Source organism: Sphingobium cyanobacteriorum (genome assembly GCF_030580935.1).
In the GTDB taxonomy this organism is placed as follows: domain Bacteria; phylum Pseudomonadota; class Alphaproteobacteria; order Sphingomonadales; family Sphingomonadaceae; genus Sphingobium; species Sphingobium cyanobacteriorum.
In genome coordinates, this window is record NZ_JAUQOM010000001.1 from 820,400 (window position 1) to 836,478 (window position 16,079).

Genomic DNA, 16,079 nt, shown 5'->3' on the forward strand with positions numbered 1-16,079 from the left:
ATGACCGACCAGAACCGGCCGACCTTTCGCGCCGCCCTTTCCAACAGGACGATCCAAATGACCCTTGGCGCTTTCGCCCTCATCGCCGCCGCCGGCGCCGCGCTTGCCGTACAGGCCCCTGCCGCCGTCACGGCGACCGACAAGGCTGCGATCGAGAAGATCGTCCACGACTATATATTGGAACATCCCGAAATCATCCCGCAGGCGGTGGAGAAGCTTCAGGCCAAGCGGATGTCGGGCACGATCGCGGCCAGCCGCAGCGCGCTCGAAACCCCCTATGCCGGGGCGTGGGAAGGCGCCGCCAATGCCGATGTCACCGTGGTCGAATTTTTCGACTATGCCTGCGGCTATTGCCGCGCCTCGCTCGGCGATCTGGCCAAACTGGTGCAGGATGATCCAAAAGTGAAGGTCGTCTATCGCGAACTGCCGATCCTGTCGGAAGAAAGCACCGATGCGGCCAAAGTCTCGCTGCTGGCCGCGGAACGCAGGCAATATATGTCCTATCATATGGCGCTCTACGGCGCGGGCAAGGTAACGCGCGACACGATCATCGCGGCGGCAGCCAAGGCCGGGATCACCAAATCGGAAGCCGAATCGGCGATGGCGTCCAGCAAATATGATGCCGAAATCCAGTCCAACATCGCGCTTGCGCAGAAATTGCAGGCCACCGGCACCCCGACCTTCATCATTGGCGACCAGTTGCTGAACGGTGCGGTCGGCTTCGACGCGCTCAAGGCCGGCGTCGCGAGCGCACGGGGGAAGTAGGAAAGGCGAGGGGTGCTGCGAAGCGTGTGAGCCAGGCGCATCCCGCCATTGACTTACCTACCCCTTTTCCTTATCGGACGGCCCCTGACTGGCGGCCGCTGTTTTGGCGGCCCTTTTTTGTCACGCCTGATTCTCTATTTGTTTTGAGGAATGAACGATGAAGCGCACTTTTCAGCCGAGCAATCTGGTTCGGAAGCGCCGTCACGGTTTCCGCGCCCGCATGGCGACCCCCGGTGGCCGCAATGTGATCCGCGCGCGCCGTTCGCGCGGCCGCAAGAGCCTGAGCGCCTGATTTCAACGCCTGAAAATGCTGCTGCGCCGGCCATGATGGTCCGGCGCGCGGATTTTCTGGCGGCGAATCGCGGACGCCGTGCCCCTATGCCGGGCTTTGTCCTGCTGGTGCGCGAGCGCGGCGACGGCGACCCGGCGATGCGATACGGCATCACGGTCACGAAAAAAGTTGGCGGCGCTGTCATCCGCAACCGGATGAAGCGCCGTTTTCGCGTCCTGGCGCGCGCACTGCTGCCGGTCCATGGCGTGGCCGGGGCCGACCATGTGCTGATCGGCCGCGACGGCGGCATCGAGCGCGACTTTTCGCTGCTGCGCGCGGAATTGGCCAAGGCGCTGGGCAAGATCATGAGCCGGCCGGTCGATCCGCCGCGCGAATCGCGCAAGGACAAGGGCAAGGGCAAGCCCACGGCGAAAGCCGCCGTTCTCCCGCGAAAGCGGGAGCACGAAGGCCAAGATTCCAGGACGCAAGACCGTACAGGCGAAACGCCATGATCGCCCGGCTGCTCATCCTGATCGCGCGCGGATGGCAGCTTGGTCCCTCGCGCATCCTGCCCCCCACCTGCCGCTATGCCCCGTCCTGTTCGGAATATGCGATTCAGGCAGTGCGCAAATATGGCGCGATCAAGGGTAGCTGGCTGGGGTTCAAGCGGCTAATGCGTTGCCACCCATGGGGCGGGTCGGGCTACGACCCGGTCCCCTGACACAGATATAAGACGGCGGAGCCGAACCAAGTGGACGACAAGAAGAATATCATTCTGGCGGTGCTGCTGACCGCAGCGATCCTGTTCGGCTGGCCCTATGTCTCGCACTATGTCTTTCCGGCCGCCAACCCGCCGGTCACGAAGATCGAAGGCGGCAAGACCACGCCGGTCGCAGCCCCCGGCACCGACGCCGCCGATGGCCCGGCCGTGATTCGCGACCGTGCGCTGGTGCTGAAGGACAGCCCGCGCATCGCCATCCGCACGCCCAAGCTGGTCGGATCGATCAACCTGAAGGGCGCGCGCATCGACGACATCGTGCTGCCGACCTACAAGGACACCATCGACAAGAACTCCCCCTCGGTCCGCCTCTACAGTCCGTCGGGCACGCAGGACGCTTATTTCGCCGGCTTCGGCTGGCAGGGCGAAGGGCTCAAGACCCCGACCCGCGACACGCTCTGGACCGCGCGGGGCAGCGCGCTGACCCCGACCACGCCCGTCACGCTGACATGGAACAACGGTGCGGGCCAACTGTTCGAAATCCGCCTGTCGGTCGACGACAATTACATGATCACCGCCGCGCAGAAGGTGTCGAACACCGCCGCCGGCGCGATCGGCGTCAAGCCCTATGCCTATATCAGCCGCACCGGCATCCCCAAGGATCCAGACACCTGGACCATCCATGTCGGCCCCATGGGCGTATTCAACGGCGCGGCCAATTATGACGTGAATTACAAGGATCTGGACGAGGGGCCGTCGACCCAGAGCTTCCAGTCCAAGGGCGGCTGGATCGGCTTTACCGACAAATATTGGCTGTCCGCGCTGGTCCCCGCCGCCGATGGCGATTTCGCCGGCCAGTTCCGCAAAGGCGCCGGCACCCAATATCAGGCCGATGTCGCCTTGGGTTCCACGATGCTGCCCCCCGGCAAGGCAGCGACGCAGACGCTGCGGCTGTTTGTCGGCGCCAAGGAAGTCAAGACACTGGAAGCCTATCAGGACGCCGGCATCCCCCTGTTCGACCGCGCGATCGACTGGGGCTGGTTCTACTGGTTCGAAAAGCCGATCTTCGCGCTGCTCCACTGGCTGTTTGAACATATCGGCAATTTCGGCGTGGCGATCATCTGCCTGACCTTCGTGGTCCGCGCCATCATGTTCCCCGTCGCCCAGCGTCAGTTTGCCAGCATGGCGGCGATGCGCGCGGTGCAGCCCAAGATGAAGGCGCTCCAGGAAAAATATAAGGACGACAAGCAGCAGCTTCAGGTCAAGATGATGGAGCTGTACAAGCAGGAAAAGGTCAACCCGCTCGCCGGCTGCCTGCCCATCTTCATCCAGATCCCGATCTTCTTCGCCCTCTACAAGGTGCTCCAACTGACGATCGAAATGCGGCACCAGCCCTTCGTGCTGTGGATCAAGGATTTGTCCGCGCCTGATCCGGCGCATATCCTGAACCTGTTCGGCTATCTCGACTTCCAGCCGCCCGCCTTCCTGGCGATCGGCGTGCTCGCACTGCTGCTGGGCATATCCATGTATTTCCAGTTCAAGCTGAACCCCGCGCAGATGGACCCCATGCAGCAGCAGATCTTCTCGATCATGCCGTGGATGATGATGTTCATCATGGCGCCCTTTGCCGCCGGCCTGCTGGTGTACTGGATTACCAACAACTGCCTGTCGATGGCGCAGCAATGGTGGCTCTATCGCAAGCATCCGGTGCAAAGCGCCCCGGTGCCGGCGAAGTGACCATAACCGTCATCCTCCCCTTGCAGGGGAGGTGGCTGGCCACAGGCCAGACGGAGGGGTGTGACGCGCATGACAGGACGCGCGCCCTCCATTCGCCGGCGGTCCCCCTCCTCTTGCAGGGGAGGATGAAAGAGAGATCATGACCGAACAACCCGACCACGACCTGATCGAGGACGCGCGCAAGCTCTTCGCCGGGCCGATCGCCTTCCTGAAATCCGCGCCGACGCTGGATTTCCTGCCCGATATGGGCGTGAACGAAGTTGCCTTTGCCGGCCGCTCCAATGTCGGCAAATCCTCGCTGCTCAATGCGCTGACCAACCGCAACGGCCTGGCCCGCACGTCGAACACACCGGGCCGGACGCAGGAACTGAACTTCTTCGATGTCGGCGATCCGCTGCGTTTCCGCCTGGTCGACATGCCCGGCTATGGCTATGCCAAGGCGCCCAAGGATATTGTCCGCAAATGGAAGTTCCTGGTGAACGACTATCTGCGCGGCCGCGCCTCGCTCAAGCGGGCGCTGGTGCTGATCGACAGCCGCCATGGGATCAAGGATGTCGACAATGACATGCTCGACATGCTGGACGGCGCGGCGGTCAGCTATCGCATCGTCCTGACCAAGAGCGACAAGATCAAGGCATCAGAGCTCGCCGCCGTGACGCAGGCGACCGCCGACGCGATCCGCAAGCGCCCCGCCGCGCACCCGGACATCATCGCCACGTCGAGCGAAAAGGGCATGGGTCTGCCGGAACTGCGCGCGGCGGTGCTGGAAGCCGTCACGGTCGGTTGATCTTGGGCGGTTGATCTTAGGCGGCTGATCTTAGACGGCTGATCGCTGGCGCTTGGCCGCCATGACGCCTATGGCCTACTGCGCGAACAGGAGCACATGGCCATGGCCGATGAAGATTATATCTATGACGAAGCCAGCGGTGAGTGGATCACCCCGGCCCAGGCGGGCGGCAAGCGCGACAGCGACACCGACAATGATGGCGTCGAGGTACGCGATTCAGTCGGCAACCTGCTGGCCGATGGCGATCAGGTCACGCTGATCAAGGATCTGACCGTGAAGGGCGCGGGCCAGACATTGAAGCGCGGCACACTGATCAAGTCGATCCGGCTGACCGGCGACGCGCAGGAAATCGACTGCAAATATGACGGCATCAAGGGGCTGGTGCTGCGCGCGGAATTCGTGCGCAAGCGGTGAGCGAGAGTCGCGCCCGGCGGATCGCGCGGTGGCTGCTGGCGCTGGCCTATCTGATTGCGGGCGTGGCGCATCTGCGGTCGCCCGGCGGCTTCATGGCCATCACGCCGGGCTGGGTGCCCTTCCCTGCCACCGTCATTCTCCTGACCGGACTGGCGGAAATTGCCGGGGCGGCAGGGCTGATGGCGCCACGCCTGCGCAAAGCGGCGGGCATGGGTCTGGCGCTCTATGCGCTGTGTGTCTGGCCGGCGAACATCAATCACGCATTGAACGATATTCCCCTGGGTGGCGTTCATTTAAGCTGGTGGTATCACGGCCCGCGACTGGCGTTGCAGCCGGTCCTGATATGGTGGGCGCTCTGGGCCAGTGGCGTCACCGACTGGCCGTTCCGGCGTCGCTAGGCGGTTGTGTTTCGGACATGGGGGATTAGGGTGCCGACCTACCCCAATCGCTCTGGAGCGCATGTGACCCGGCACCTACCCTGGATATTGACCGCGATCATTGGCGCGATCGCCCTCACCGTGGTCGCGGTATCGCGCGGCGAAGCGGTCAATGCACTGTGGATCGTGGTCGCGGCGCTCTGCTGCTTCCTGGTCGCCTATCGTTATTATGCGCTCTTCATCGCCCGCCATGTGATGCGGCTCGATCCGGCGCGACCGACACCGGCCGTCCGTCGCGCCGATGGCCTCGATTATGTCGCGACCGACCGCACCGTGCTGTTCGGCCATCATTTCGCCGCGATTGCGGGCGCGGGGCCGTTGGTCGGGCCGGTGCTGGCGGCACAGATGGGCTATCTCCCCGGCACCCTGTGGATCATTGCGGGCGTCGTACTGGCGGGCGCGGTACAGGATTTCATGGTCCTGTTCATCTCCATGCGCCGCGACGGCAAATCGCTGGGCGAACTGATCCGCATGGAAATGGGCCAGGCAGCGGGCACGATCGCGCTGCTGGGCGCCTTCATGATCATGGTCATCATCCTCGCCGTGCTGGCGCTGATCGTGGTCAAGGCGCTGGCTGAAAGTCCCTGGGGCATGTTCACCGTCGCCGCCACCGTGCCCCTCGCCATGGCGATGGGCGCCTATACCCGCTGGATCAGGCCGGGGCGGATCGGCGAAGTGTCGCTGCTGGGCCTTGTCGGCCTGCTCGCCGCGATCGTCTATGGACAGGCGATTGCCGCCTCGCCCGTCTGGGGTCCGGCCTTCACCTTCACGCCGGTCCAGCTTTGCTGGATATTGATCGGCTATGGCGCGGTCGCGTCTGTCCTGCCAGTCTGGCTGCTGCTGGCACCGCGCGATTATCTTTCGACCTTCCTCAAGATCGGGGCGATCGCCGCGCTGGCCATCGGCATCGTCATCATGGCCCCGCCGCTCAAAATGCCTGCCCTCACCCAGTTCGTCGGCGGCAATGGCCCGGTCTGGGCCGGTGGCCTTTTCCCCTTCCTGTTCATCACGATAGCCTGTGGCGCCGTGTCCGGCTTCCATGCGCTCATTTCCAGCGGCACCACGCCCAAGCTGATCGCCAGCGAAGGTCATGCGCCCGCGATCGGCTATGGCGCGATGCTGATGGAGGCGTTCGTGGCGATCATGGCGCTGGTCGGCGCGTCGATCCTGGACCCCGGCATCTATTTCACGATGAACAGCCCCGCCGCGCTGATCGGCACCGACGCTGCCAGCGCGTCCGCCGCCGTCACCGCCATGGGCTTCCCGATCTCGCCCGACCTCATCACCCAGACGGCAAAGGATGTCGGCGAACAGAGCATCATCAGCCGCGCGGGCGGCGCGCCGACGCTGGCGGTGGCGATGGCGGAGATATTCTCCCATGTCGTCGGCGGTCCGGCGATGAAGGCCTTCTGGTATCATTTCGCGATATTGTTCGAGGCACTGTTCATCCTGACCGCCGTGGACGCGGGCACGCGCGCGGGGCGCTTCATGTTGCAGGATCTGATCGCGCTGGCCATCCCGGCCTTCAAGCAAAGCAAAAGCATGGCCCCCGGCGTCATCGCCACGGCGCTCACCGTTGCGGCATGGGGCTTCTTCCTGCATCAGGGCGTCACCGATCCGCTGGGCGGCGTGAACACGCTCTGGCCGGTGTTCGGCATCTCCAACCAGATGCTGGCCGCGATCGCGCTGATGCTCGGCACCGCCGTCCTCTTCCGCATGAAGCGGGACCGTTTCGCCTGGGTGACGATGCTGCCCACCGCCTGGCTGCTGGTCTGCACCCTGTCGGCGGGCTGGTTGAAGCTCTTTTCGGCCGATCCCAAGCTCGGCTTCATAGCCCATGCCCGCAAATTCAGTGCGGCGGCGGAGGCTGGCGACATATTGGCACCGGCCAGGTCGATGGCGGAAATGCGGCGCATCATCTTCAACGACCGGGTCGACGCGGCGCTGGTCGCGATCTTCCTGGCGGTGGTGATCGCGATCCTGTTCTTCACAGTGCGGACCTGCCTTGCCGCGCGCCGGGTCGCCGCACCGACCGCGCGGGAAATCCCTTCGCAACTGGTGCCGGCGGAATGAGCGGCCTGCTCGACACGCTACGCCGCACCGCGCGGCTGATGGTCGGGCTGCCCGACTATGACGCTTATCTGCGCCACATGGCCCAGCATCATCCGGGCCAGCCAGCAATGAATCGCACGCAATTTTTCCGCGACCGGCAGGAAGCCCGCTATGGCGGCAAGAATGGTGGCCGCTGCTGCTGAAAAACTTTTATAAAACAGCACTTTGATTGAGCTGGCAGAATTGCGTGGATGAAATGCGATGCGCCACATTGCAATATTACGACTGTAAAACACCATATAGCGACAGGAAATTTCACAAATCAGCCCTATGCGCTATTGATCTGTCCAGTCGCTTTGCTAGGGCGCGGCGGTCCTTTGTGCCCGACAGCGTAGGGGATGCGCCCCCTGCCCATCCCTTGCGGCAGGGGGCGGTCTTGATTGTCAACGCCGGGCGTTGAACCCGGCGACCATGCCGGCCGCGATCGACAGCGCGATCTCCGCCGCGCCGACCGCCCCGATGTCCAGCCCCGCCGGCCCGTCGATCCGGGCGAGGTCGTGCGCCGCAAAGCCCATCGCGCCCAGCCGCTCCAGCCGCGCAGCATGGCTCTTGCGCGATCCCAGCGCCGCGACATAGCCGGTCGGCGCACGCAATGCCGCGGCCAGCGCCGGATCGTCGATCTTGATGTCGTGGCTGAGCGTCACCACCGCCGTCGCTTCGCCGGGATGCCAGGCCGCCACCGCCGCATCGGGCCAGCGATCATCCAGCGTCACGCCGGGGAAGCGCTCCGCCGTCAGAAATCGGGCGCGCGGATCGATGACCACCGGGGTCACGCCGATCGCCTGCGCCAATGGCGCCAGGCTTTGGGCGATCTGCACCGCCCCAACGATCAGCAACCGGCGCGGCGGATCATAACGGTTGAGGAAATCGCCCTCGCCCCCCTGCGCGCGGGTCACGCCCTGCGCCAGGTCAGTGGCCAGTATGACCGCCCGGCCCCGCGCGTTGCCTTCCGCGATCCGGTCGAACAGGGCGGACGCAAAGCCGCCCTCCCCCACCGGCTGGACCAGCACCGCGATCTCGCCGCCGCAGGGCAGGCCGGCTTCCCAGGCATCGCCATCGGCCACGCCATAAGTCTGGACATGCGCCGCCCGACCGGCAATCACCTCAGCCGCGCGCTGAAGCACGTCACTTTCGACGCAACCGCCTGAAATACTGCCTTCGAACCGGCCATCCTCATGCACGATCATATGGCTGCCGCGCGGGCGCGGGGCTGATCCCCAGGTCGACACCACCGTCGCCAGCGCAAGCCGCGCACCGCGCCATGCGATCGCCTTGGCAATCACCGCCCCATTGTCGTTCAATCAGATTCTCCCGGTTGCACCCAGCCTGAATGGGGATGCTGGCGGCTCAGTGCAACCGTCGCCCTGTCCAGACGACCCGGCCGACAATATCGACCAGCACCGGATCGATATCGGTCCAGTCGGGATAATGGGGATTGTCGCTGATCACGCTGAAACGGCCGCGCAGCGGCCCGATGGCAATGCGCTTGACCATCAACACCCCGTCCAGCCGCAGCACATAGACGCCATCGCGCAACCGTTCCGCCGCATCGTCATGATCGACCATGATGTCATCGCCATCGCTGAGCGTGGGCGCCATCGATTCGCCATCGACACGGATGATCGACACGCGCTGCGGCCGTACACCCAGATGGCGCAGCCATCGTGCGTCGAACGCCATCACCCCGGCCGCCCGCTCATCCTCGTCCAGCGTGCCACTGCCCGCCGAAGCGCCCAGCGCCAGGCGCGGCACCGCCACCACCGATGGCATGGCGCGCAGGCGTGACGCCGTCGCGCCTTCAGCCCCGGCACCGCCCAGCATCGCTTCGGGTACGCCGAAATAGCGCGCCAGCACGCGACGATCATCCTCATCCAGTTTGCGCGGCGTTCCACGTTTGATGAATTGCTGGATATAGGCGGGATTGCGGCCGATCAGCCGCGACAGATCGGCATAATTTTCCCCTCGATCGGCAATCAGCCGATCCAGCGCGATCCGGGCCTGCTGTGATTCATCCATATCGCATCCATAATGATAGGAATTTTCCTAGACAAGTAGGAAAATGGAACAGAGATAGGAATATGCCTATCGATTCGCACCCGGCGAGTCGCAGAACGAAGGGAGATTGAGGCGAATGTTGCTGCCCACCATCGAACGATTTCTGCGCGATTTCAACATAGCGCCCACCCGCTTCGGGCGCGACTGCGCGCGCGACCCACGGCTGGTGTTCGACTTGCGACTGGGGCGCGAACCGGGCGACAGGGTGCGGAGACGGATAGAACATTTCATGAACACATATCGCAGGAGCATCGGGCAATGACAAGTATTCATCACGGATTCGGTGAATCCAACCTGATCCGAAATAAAGGAATAGGAAATCGCCAAGGCGACCCGCTGCCCCGGCTGCTCGACCTGCTGCTTGCACGGGCGGGCCTGCCCGCCACGATCGAACGGGCGACCAGCCGGCCCTGGGCCAGCGCCCTGTTTGAAGGCCGTCGCCATGTCATCCGGCTGCGTATCGATGGCCCGGACTATCTTGGTCGCTGTGCGGCCTTCACCAAGGATCTCGACTCGGTGCAATGGCCGCTGTCGGGGCATTTCGTTGCCGACATCAGCCTGGATGAAGGCCATGTCGGCATGGATCACGCCTGTCTGGACCTGTCCGCGCTGACGATCGAGGATTGGTGAAGAGGATGACGGGCGGCTTCAGCGCCGCCCGGCCATGGTCCGCAGCGCGCCCAGCGCGGCACGCAACGCTTCATCAGTATCGCGGGCGACTTCTTCGCGCACCGGAACGGCAGCGGCCACCGGCATGTCGGCAATCACATGGCTGGCCGCCTGGGCCGGATTGACGCGCGATCGCAGCGCCAGGCCGCGCTCCAGCCGCTCTGTCAATTGCAGGACGGACAGGCCCTGCGTCGGCGCACGCATCGGCAGCGGTGCCAGACGTGGCTCAACCGGCGGGGGCGGGGGCGCGGGCGCTACCGCTTCCCATTTCGCCTCATCCCCTTCATCCTCCATATCCATCGGATCGGCTATTGGCGCGAACGGCGCCGCCGGGCGCAAGAATGCAGGCTGCGGCAATGCCTCATCCGCCAGCGGCATAGGCGCGTTGGGCGCGGCAAAACTGGCGACAAAACCGGGAGTCGGCAACACGGCTTCAGGCTCCGTCTCGCGATGGGCCACCAGCGAGCGGCGACCCGCTTGAGGCCGCGCAAAAATATCCACCCCATCGAAATCGCGACTGGCGAAGATCGGTGGCCGCGGTGGTGCATCAGGATGGGCATCGGCGCGGCGCAGCGACGGCGTTTCCGGCACATCGACCGGCACGGCGCGTCTGCGGGCCATGGCGGTCAGCTTGGAGAAGGCGAAACCCATAGTCTTTGCTCCCTGGGCGCTCTTGATGCGCCCTTGTTCGTCTTGGCCCTGTTCATCGTCCCTGGCCGACACCTCTTGTGGCGTGCGGCGGGTAAAACCCATCAACCCCATCATCATCAGCCCGGCGAACCCCGCCACGATCAGCCGGGCCGTCATCCCCAGCGGCGGCGCGGCAGCCGGAACCGCTTCACTCAGGCCGCTGGACGCCACGATCGTCTCGATCAGCCCGACCGGCAGGCACAGCACCAGCAATGCGACGGCCAGGCCGCCCAGCACCGCCAATATCCTGCCTCTCCCGCTGCGAACGCCTGTTGACACGATGGTTCCCAAAATCAGTTCAGGCCGCCGCCCGCGCCCCGTCAGGATGCGCCAGCAGCCGCTGGTAAACAGGTTCGTAACGCAAAATGTTTGACGACCAGTTACGCTCGCGCTCGACGAAGGCGCGCGCCACAGCGCGCCGCCCGTCCCAATTGTCGCGGTCGGCGAACAGGCCCGCCAGCGCCGCGGCGATCGCCGCCGGATCGTCGGGCGCGAACAGGGTGCCGGTCACGCCGTCCGCGATCAGTTCGCGATGGCCGCCTACGCTCGACGCGGCGACCAGCCGGCCCTGCGCCATGGCTTCCAGCGGCTTCAGCGGCGTGACCAGATCGGTCAGCCGCATCGCCTTGCGCGGATAGGCCAGCACATCGACCTGCGCATAATAATGTTCGACCTGATCATGCGGCACCCGGCCGACGAACATGATATGATCGGCGAAGGGGGATGCCATCGCCTGATCGCGCAAAGCCTGTTCGCATGGTCCGCCGCCCACCAGCAGCAGCTTCGCCTTCGGCCGGGCACGCACGAGTCGCGGCATCGCGGCGATCAGGTCGTCCAGCCCCTCATAATCATAGAAGCTGCCGATGAAGCCGACCACGTCCGCCCCCGCCAGCCCCAATCTGGCGGCCAGCGCCGGATCGCGCGCCACGGGCGTGCCGAACTGGTCCAGATCGACGCCATTGGGCGACACGATGATCTTGGCCGGGTCGATCCCGCGCGCTATCAGGTCGCTGCGCAGCCCCTCGCAGATCACTGCCACCGCGTCGGCATTCCGCACGGCATGGGTTTCGAGCTGGCGCGTCAGCCAGTAGCGCGGGCTGCCCTCCGTCCCGGTGCCGTTGCCGACGGCGGCATCTTCCCAGAAGGCGCGAATCTCGTAAATCAGCGGCAGGCCATGGCGTTTCGCCACCTTCTGCGCCGCCAGGGCATTGAGCACCGGCGAATGGGCATGGATCACATCGGGCCGCCATTGCCGCACCAGCGCGTCGATCGCGTCGGCATGGGCGGAAATGTCGCGCCATTCGCGAATCAGCGGATTGCCCTCCGCCGGGGCGCCGGGCGTGCGGTGGAAGGTCAGGCCGTCGACCACCTCCTCCAGCGGTCCCTGCGCGACATGGCGGTGCCCGGTAATACCGCGCACCTCCCAGCCCTGCGCGATTTGCGCGCGCAGGATGGCGCGGGTCCGAAAGGTGTAGCCGCTGTGCAGCGGGAGGCTGTGGTCCAGCACATGGAGGATGCGAGTCATAGCCTCATCTGTCTGCCGGAAAAGGTTTAACGGCCCGTCAACTCTGTCGCGTTAGGGACGAAGGCCAGATGATCGACGCTCTCTCCCTGCTGATCAGCCATGGCGTGATCCTGCTCGCCGCGTGGCGCCTGTTGCCGCGCGCCGATCTCGATCGCGATCCAGAGCCGGGCAGCCCAGAATCAGCGGGGCCACGGCAGGATGCGTGACCTCTTCTTCCTCGCCTTTCTGGGCGTGTTCGGGCTGATGGGCCTGCGCCGGCCGTTCCTGCTGGTCGCGGTCTATTGCTATATCGACATCGTCTCGCCGCAACGGCTCTCCTATGTGCTGCTCAACGCCATTCCCATTTCCGCCATGGCCTTTGCCGCCATGGTCGGCTCCTGGCTGCTGCTCGATGACAAGAAGGATTGCCGATTCTCGGCGCGACAGGGGCTGATGCTGATTCTGGTGGCCTGGTGCGGCTACACCACGATGACCGCCGACTTCCCGGTCGAAGCGCTGACCAAATGGAACTGGGTGTGGAAAGCGATCATCGCCGGCATATTCCTGCCGCTGGTGCTGCGCACCCGGCTGCGGATCGAGGCGCTGACCGTGTTCATGATCCTGTGCGCCAGCACCATCATCATCAATGGCGGCATGAAAACCGCCCTGTCGGGCGGCGGCTATGGCGTGCTCAACCTGATGGTGGAAAATAACAGCGGTCTTTACGAAGGCAGCATCATTTCCTGCGTCGCCATTTCTCTTATTCCGCTGATTCTCTGGCTCACCAATCATGGCACCATCTTCCCGCCCGACTGGCGGGTGAAGGGTTTCTGCTACGCCCTCTGCCTCGCCTGCATGTTGATGCCGATCGGTACGGAAGCGCGCACCGGCCTCGTCTGCCTCGTCATCCTGATGGGCATGATGCTGGTGCGGTCGAAGCGCAAATTCATCTACGGCCCGCTCATCGCGGTGGCCGCGCTCGCCTCCATCCCCTTCCTGCCCGCCAGCTTCACCCAGCGGATGCAGACGATCGAAAACCACCAGGGCGACGAAAGCGCCGCCACCCGCGTCGCCGTGTGGATGTGGACGCTCGATTATGTGAAGGCCCATCCAGGCGGCGGCGGCTTCGACAATTATCTCCAGAACAGCTTCACCTATTTCGCCCAGAGCACCATCACCGATGGCGGCGGCACGCGCGTCGAACGCCGCCTCGTCACTGACAAGGGCCGCGCCTATCACAGCGCCTATTTCGAAATGCTGGGCGAACAGGGCTATTTCGGTTTCGCCCTCTGGGTGCTGATCCACCTGATCTGCTTCATCCGCACCGAATCGATCCGTCGCTTCTACCGCAAGCGCGACGGCCCCGATGAAGCCTGGATCGCGCCCTACGCCTCCGCACTGCAACAGGGCCATGTCACCTACATGATCGGATCGCTGTTCGTGGGCATCGCCTACCAGCCGTTCATCTTCATGATGCTCGCGCTCCAGATCGGGCTGGACACCTACCTTACCCGGCTGCGCAAGACTGCCGCCAAACGCGATCTTGCCGCCACGCTCGTCGCGCGTCAGGGTGCGGTGGCATGAACGGTGAATTGCGCGCGCTGGGCCTGGCTCATGGCCTGCTGCTCGGACTGCTGCTCGCCTCCCCCATGGTCGCTCCCGGCCTGCTGCCCTGGGGCATCGATGCCTTGCTGCTGGTCGGCGGCTTCGAATTGCGGCTCGCCGATCGCCGCTTCACCCTGCGTCCAGGCGTCCGGGACTGGTTCAGTCATATCCGCATGGCGCCTGCCCGGCTCATCCGCTGGGTCGCGGCTGCCGTGGTTGCCCTGATCGCCGGGCGTGCCGACCTCGCCATAGCCATCATGCTGGCCGCCCTGGCCTGCGAACTGCTTGCCTATCCGCTTGGCACCCTGCTGTTTTGCCGGCGGACGCTGCCGGCTACCGTCGCGATCCTGATGCTGCTGATCGCTGCGGCGGGCCTGCCGGGTCCGGCCATGCTGCACCTCGTCGCCAGCTTCCTTGCCGGGGTGATGGCCTGCATGGTCTGGCTGCGCGGCCCCGATGGGGAACCGCGCACCCTGGCGATTGCGCTGGGCGGCGGCCTGTCCGCGGCCGCCACAGCCCTGTATTTCCCGGAAGCCCGGCCCTTTGCCGCGCCGGGCTTCACGATCTGCATGCTATGGACGCTGGCCCATCTGTCGGTCTTGCGCCGTCCGATCATGCCCTGGCATTTGAGCGGAGCGCCAGTCAGGCCGCTATCGACTGTGCTTCGCTTATTGCGGCCTTGAACGCTTCAACGAAGGCAGGAATGTCGTCAGGCTTGCGGCTGGTGATGATGGGGCCGTCGACCACGACCGCCTGATCCACCACCTTGGCGCCTGCATTGCGAAGGTCGGTGCGGACCGAAGGCCAGGACGTGACCGTCCGGCCCGCCACCACGCCGGCCTCCACCAACAGCCATGGCGCGTGACAGATCGCGGCAACCGGCTTGCCCGCTTCGACAAACGCCCGCACGATCTCCATCGCCCTCTCATCCGTCCTCAGCGTGTCGGGATTGGCAACGCCACCGGGCAGGACAAGCCCGTCATATTCCTCGACCCTCACCGCCTCCAGCATGATGTTGGGCGTGATGCTGTCGCCTTTCTCGTCATGTTTCATGCCCTGGATCGGCTGGATATCGGGCGAGGCGAGAACGACCTCCGCTCCGGCGTCCAGCAGGGCCTGGCGCGGATCGAACAGTTCGGATTGCTCGAACCCGTCGGTTGCGACGATCAGGATGCGACTTTCGGTGATTGCGGGCATGGATGACTCCTTCATGGGGGGAGAGGCCCTAACCGACAGCCACCGGGGAAGTTGCGGAACGAAGCGATGAACGACGGGTTTTCGGCCATGAGAAGGACAAGATGGCCAACAGCAATATCCTGCATGCGGACGATACGGTTGCCGGAATCACCCGCCGCGCACTGAAGCACGGCTGGGCTTATCGGGACGCGGATGGTCGCCGCATCACCGACCGGGACGAAATCGACCGGCTGAACGCCATCGCCCTGCCACCCGCCTATCGCGACTGCTGGTTCTGCCCCTCCCCCTTTGGCCATATCCAGGCGATCGGCTATGATGATCGCGGCCGCAAACAATATCGCTATCACCCGGACTTTCGCGCCGCGCGTGAAGCGGAAAAATATGCCGGCTGCCCCGATTTCGGCCGCGCCCTGCCGAAACTGCGCGCCCGGCTGGAGGCCGACCTGTCGCGGCGCGGGCTGCGCAAGGACCGCACCATCGCCGCGGTCGTGCGCCTGCTCGACCTGGCGAAGCTGCGTGTCGGCAACGAACATTATGCCACCACCAACAAGAGTTTCGGCGCGACCACGCTGCGCCGCCGTCATGTCGACCTGAACGGCCGGTCGCTGACGCTGCGCTTTCGCGCCAAGTCGGGCAAGGAACAGCAGCAGACGATCACCGACACCCGCCTGCTGCGCTTCGTGCGCCAGATGCAGGATCTGCCCGGCCAGCATCTTTTCCAATATCTGGATGAGGACGGCAATGCCCGCCCGGTCACATCAAGTGACGTCAACGCCTATATCGCCGATGCCATGGGCGGCCCTTTCACCGCCAAACATTTCCGCACCTGGGGCGCGTCCACCATCGCGTTCGAAGCACTCGCTACCGGCCATGTCTCGATGAAGGAATTGCTCGATCCGGTCGCGCGGGCGCTGGGCAACACCCCGGCGATCAGCCGCAAAAGCTATATCCACCCCGCCCTCATCGCCCTGTGCAAGGACGGGCAGGATGACTGGCGCGCCGGGCTGCGCCTGCCGCGCCGGACCCGCTATCTGACGCGCGAGGAACGCGGCCTGATCGCCTTCCTCGATTCCATCGCGGCCTGCACGCCCCTTGCGGTCGCGGCCTGATTCAGCAAA

General features: G+C 64.7%; 21 protein-coding genes. 16 read left to right on the forward strand and 5 right to left on the reverse strand.

What is annotated here, in order from left to right; all coding sequences use genetic code 11:
• The 10 genes from Q4610_RS03975 to Q4610_RS04020 all read left to right on the forward strand — a co-directional run bounded on the left by Q4610_RS03975 (position 1) and on the right by Q4610_RS04020 (position 7,384).
• Positions 1–765 carry a DsbA family protein gene (locus Q4610_RS03975; protein ID WP_304534699.1) on the forward strand — a complete coding sequence of 255 codons (765 nt, stop codon included), beginning with the start codon at positions 1–3 and terminating at the stop codon, positions 763–765.
• A 157-nt stretch (positions 766–922) separates the two neighbouring features.
• Positions 923–1,057 carry a 50S ribosomal protein L34 gene (gene rpmH, locus Q4610_RS03980; RefSeq protein ID WP_021317369.1) on the forward strand — a complete coding sequence of 45 codons (135 nt, stop codon included), beginning with the start codon at positions 923–925 and terminating at the stop codon, positions 1,055–1,057.
• Between the two features lie 35 nt (positions 1,058–1,092).
• Positions 1,093–1,548, forward strand: coding sequence for a ribonuclease P protein component (gene rnpA / locus Q4610_RS03985; protein WP_304534868.1), 456 nt, complete (start codon positions 1,093–1,095; stop codon positions 1,546–1,548).
• Positions 1,545–1,757, forward strand: coding sequence for a membrane protein insertion efficiency factor YidD (gene yidD, locus Q4610_RS03990; RefSeq protein WP_066696547.1), 213 nt, complete (start codon positions 1,545–1,547; stop codon positions 1,755–1,757). The genes rnpA and yidD overlap by 4 nt, the downstream gene beginning before the upstream one ends.
• Before the next feature lie 30 nt (positions 1,758–1,787).
• Positions 1,788–3,491: a membrane protein insertase YidC gene (gene yidC, locus Q4610_RS03995; protein WP_304534700.1), complete on the forward strand. Its 1,704-nt coding sequence runs from the start codon at positions 1,788–1,790 to the stop codon at positions 3,489–3,491.
• A 139-nt stretch (positions 3,492–3,630) separates the two neighbouring features.
• Positions 3,631–4,278 (forward strand): ribosome biogenesis GTP-binding protein YihA/YsxC, encoded by a 648-nt coding sequence (gene yihA, locus Q4610_RS04000; protein WP_304534701.1) that lies wholly within the window; start codon positions 3,631–3,633, stop codon positions 4,276–4,278.
• A gap of 102 nt (positions 4,279–4,380) precedes the next feature.
• On the forward strand, positions 4,381–4,692 hold the full coding sequence (locus Q4610_RS04005; RefSeq protein WP_304534702.1) for an alkylphosphonate utilization protein: 312 nt from the start codon (positions 4,381–4,383) through the stop codon (positions 4,690–4,692).
• Entirely contained in the window at positions 4,689–5,090 is a 402-nt protein-coding gene (locus Q4610_RS04010) for a DoxX family protein (protein WP_304534703.1), read from the forward strand. Before Q4610_RS04005 ends, Q4610_RS04010 begins: the two co-directional genes overlap by 4 nt.
• 63 nt (positions 5,091–5,153) lie before the next feature.
• Complete coding sequence (locus Q4610_RS04015) at positions 5,154–7,202, forward strand: carbon starvation CstA family protein (RefSeq protein ID WP_304534704.1); 2,049 nt, start codon at positions 5,154–5,156, stop codon at positions 7,200–7,202.
• Positions 7,199–7,384: a YbdD/YjiX family protein gene (locus tag Q4610_RS04020; protein ID WP_304534705.1), complete on the forward strand. Its 186-nt coding sequence runs from the start codon at positions 7,199–7,201 to the stop codon at positions 7,382–7,384. Before Q4610_RS04015 ends, Q4610_RS04020 begins: the two co-directional genes overlap by 4 nt.
• Positions 7,385–7,624: 240 nt before the next feature.
• Here Q4610_RS04020 and Q4610_RS04025 read toward each other — a convergent pair whose 3' ends face one another.
• Together Q4610_RS04025 and Q4610_RS04030 are read right to left on the reverse strand one after the other, a co-directional pair.
• Positions 7,625–8,542 (reverse strand): XdhC family protein, encoded by a 918-nt coding sequence (locus Q4610_RS04025; RefSeq protein ID WP_304534706.1) that lies wholly within the window; start codon positions 8,540–8,542, stop codon positions 7,625–7,627.
• Between the two features lie 46 nt (positions 8,543–8,588).
• Positions 8,589–9,257 carry a S24 family peptidase gene (locus Q4610_RS04030; RefSeq protein WP_304534707.1) on the reverse strand — a complete coding sequence of 223 codons (669 nt, stop codon included), beginning with the start codon at positions 9,255–9,257 and terminating at the stop codon, positions 8,589–8,591.
• Between the two features lie 115 nt (positions 9,258–9,372).
• On the opposite strand from Q4610_RS04030, the gene Q4610_RS04035 reads away from it, so the two are divergent.
• Together Q4610_RS04035 and Q4610_RS04040 are read left to right on the forward strand one after the other, a co-directional pair.
• Positions 9,373–9,558, forward strand: a complete 186-nt coding sequence (locus tag Q4610_RS04035) for a hypothetical protein (RefSeq protein WP_304534708.1) — start codon at positions 9,373–9,375, stop codon at positions 9,556–9,558.
• Positions 9,555–9,926: a hypothetical protein gene (locus Q4610_RS04040; RefSeq protein WP_304534709.1), complete on the forward strand. Its 372-nt coding sequence runs from the start codon at positions 9,555–9,557 to the stop codon at positions 9,924–9,926. The genes Q4610_RS04035 and Q4610_RS04040 overlap by 4 nt, the downstream gene beginning before the upstream one ends.
• An 18-nt stretch (positions 9,927–9,944) precedes the next feature.
• On the opposite strand, the gene Q4610_RS04045 is transcribed toward Q4610_RS04040, so the two are convergent.
• Positions 9,945–10,934 carry a hypothetical protein gene (locus Q4610_RS04045; protein ID WP_304534710.1) on the reverse strand — a complete coding sequence of 330 codons (990 nt, stop codon included), beginning with the start codon at positions 10,932–10,934 and terminating at the stop codon, positions 9,945–9,947.
• 19 nt (positions 10,935–10,953) lie between these two features.
• Positions 10,954–12,180 (reverse strand): TIGR04063 family PEP-CTERM/XrtA system glycosyltransferase, encoded by a 1,227-nt coding sequence (locus Q4610_RS04050; protein ID WP_304534711.1) that lies wholly within the window; start codon positions 12,178–12,180, stop codon positions 10,954–10,956.
• A gap of 68 nt (positions 12,181–12,248) precedes the next feature.
• Between Q4610_RS04050 and Q4610_RS04055 the strand changes: the two genes are divergently transcribed.
• Genes Q4610_RS04055 through Q4610_RS04065 form a run of 3 tightly spaced genes read left to right on the forward strand, consistent with a single transcriptional unit; the run spans position 12,249 to position 14,447 of the window.
• The gene (locus Q4610_RS04055; RefSeq protein ID WP_304534712.1) at positions 12,249–12,386 is read left to right on the forward strand and encodes a hypothetical protein; all 138 of its coding nucleotides are present in this window, start codon (positions 12,249–12,251) and stop codon (positions 12,384–12,386) included.
• Complete coding sequence (locus Q4610_RS04060; protein WP_304534713.1) at positions 12,379–13,743, forward strand: putative O-glycosylation ligase, exosortase A system-associated; 1,365 nt, start codon at positions 12,379–12,381, stop codon at positions 13,741–13,743. The genes Q4610_RS04055 and Q4610_RS04060 overlap by 8 nt, the downstream gene beginning before the upstream one ends.
• A complete protein-coding gene (locus Q4610_RS04065) occupies positions 13,740–14,447 on the forward strand; it encodes a hypothetical protein (RefSeq protein WP_304534714.1) in 708 nt (235 codons plus the stop codon). The genes Q4610_RS04060 and Q4610_RS04065 overlap by 4 nt, the downstream gene beginning before the upstream one ends.
• Here the strand turns inward: Q4610_RS04065 and Q4610_RS04070 are convergent.
• Positions 14,407–14,961, reverse strand: coding sequence for a type 1 glutamine amidotransferase domain-containing protein (locus tag Q4610_RS04070; protein ID WP_304534715.1), 555 nt, complete (start codon positions 14,959–14,961; stop codon positions 14,407–14,409). The genes Q4610_RS04065 and Q4610_RS04070 overlap by 41 nt on opposite strands.
• A 101-nt stretch (positions 14,962–15,062) precedes the next feature.
• Between Q4610_RS04070 and Q4610_RS04075 the strand changes: the two genes are divergently transcribed.
• The gene (locus Q4610_RS04075; protein ID WP_304534716.1) at positions 15,063–16,070 is read left to right on the forward strand and encodes a DNA topoisomerase IB; all 1,008 of its coding nucleotides are present in this window, start codon (positions 15,063–15,065) and stop codon (positions 16,068–16,070) included.
• Positions 16,071–16,079: the final 9 nt, after the last annotated feature.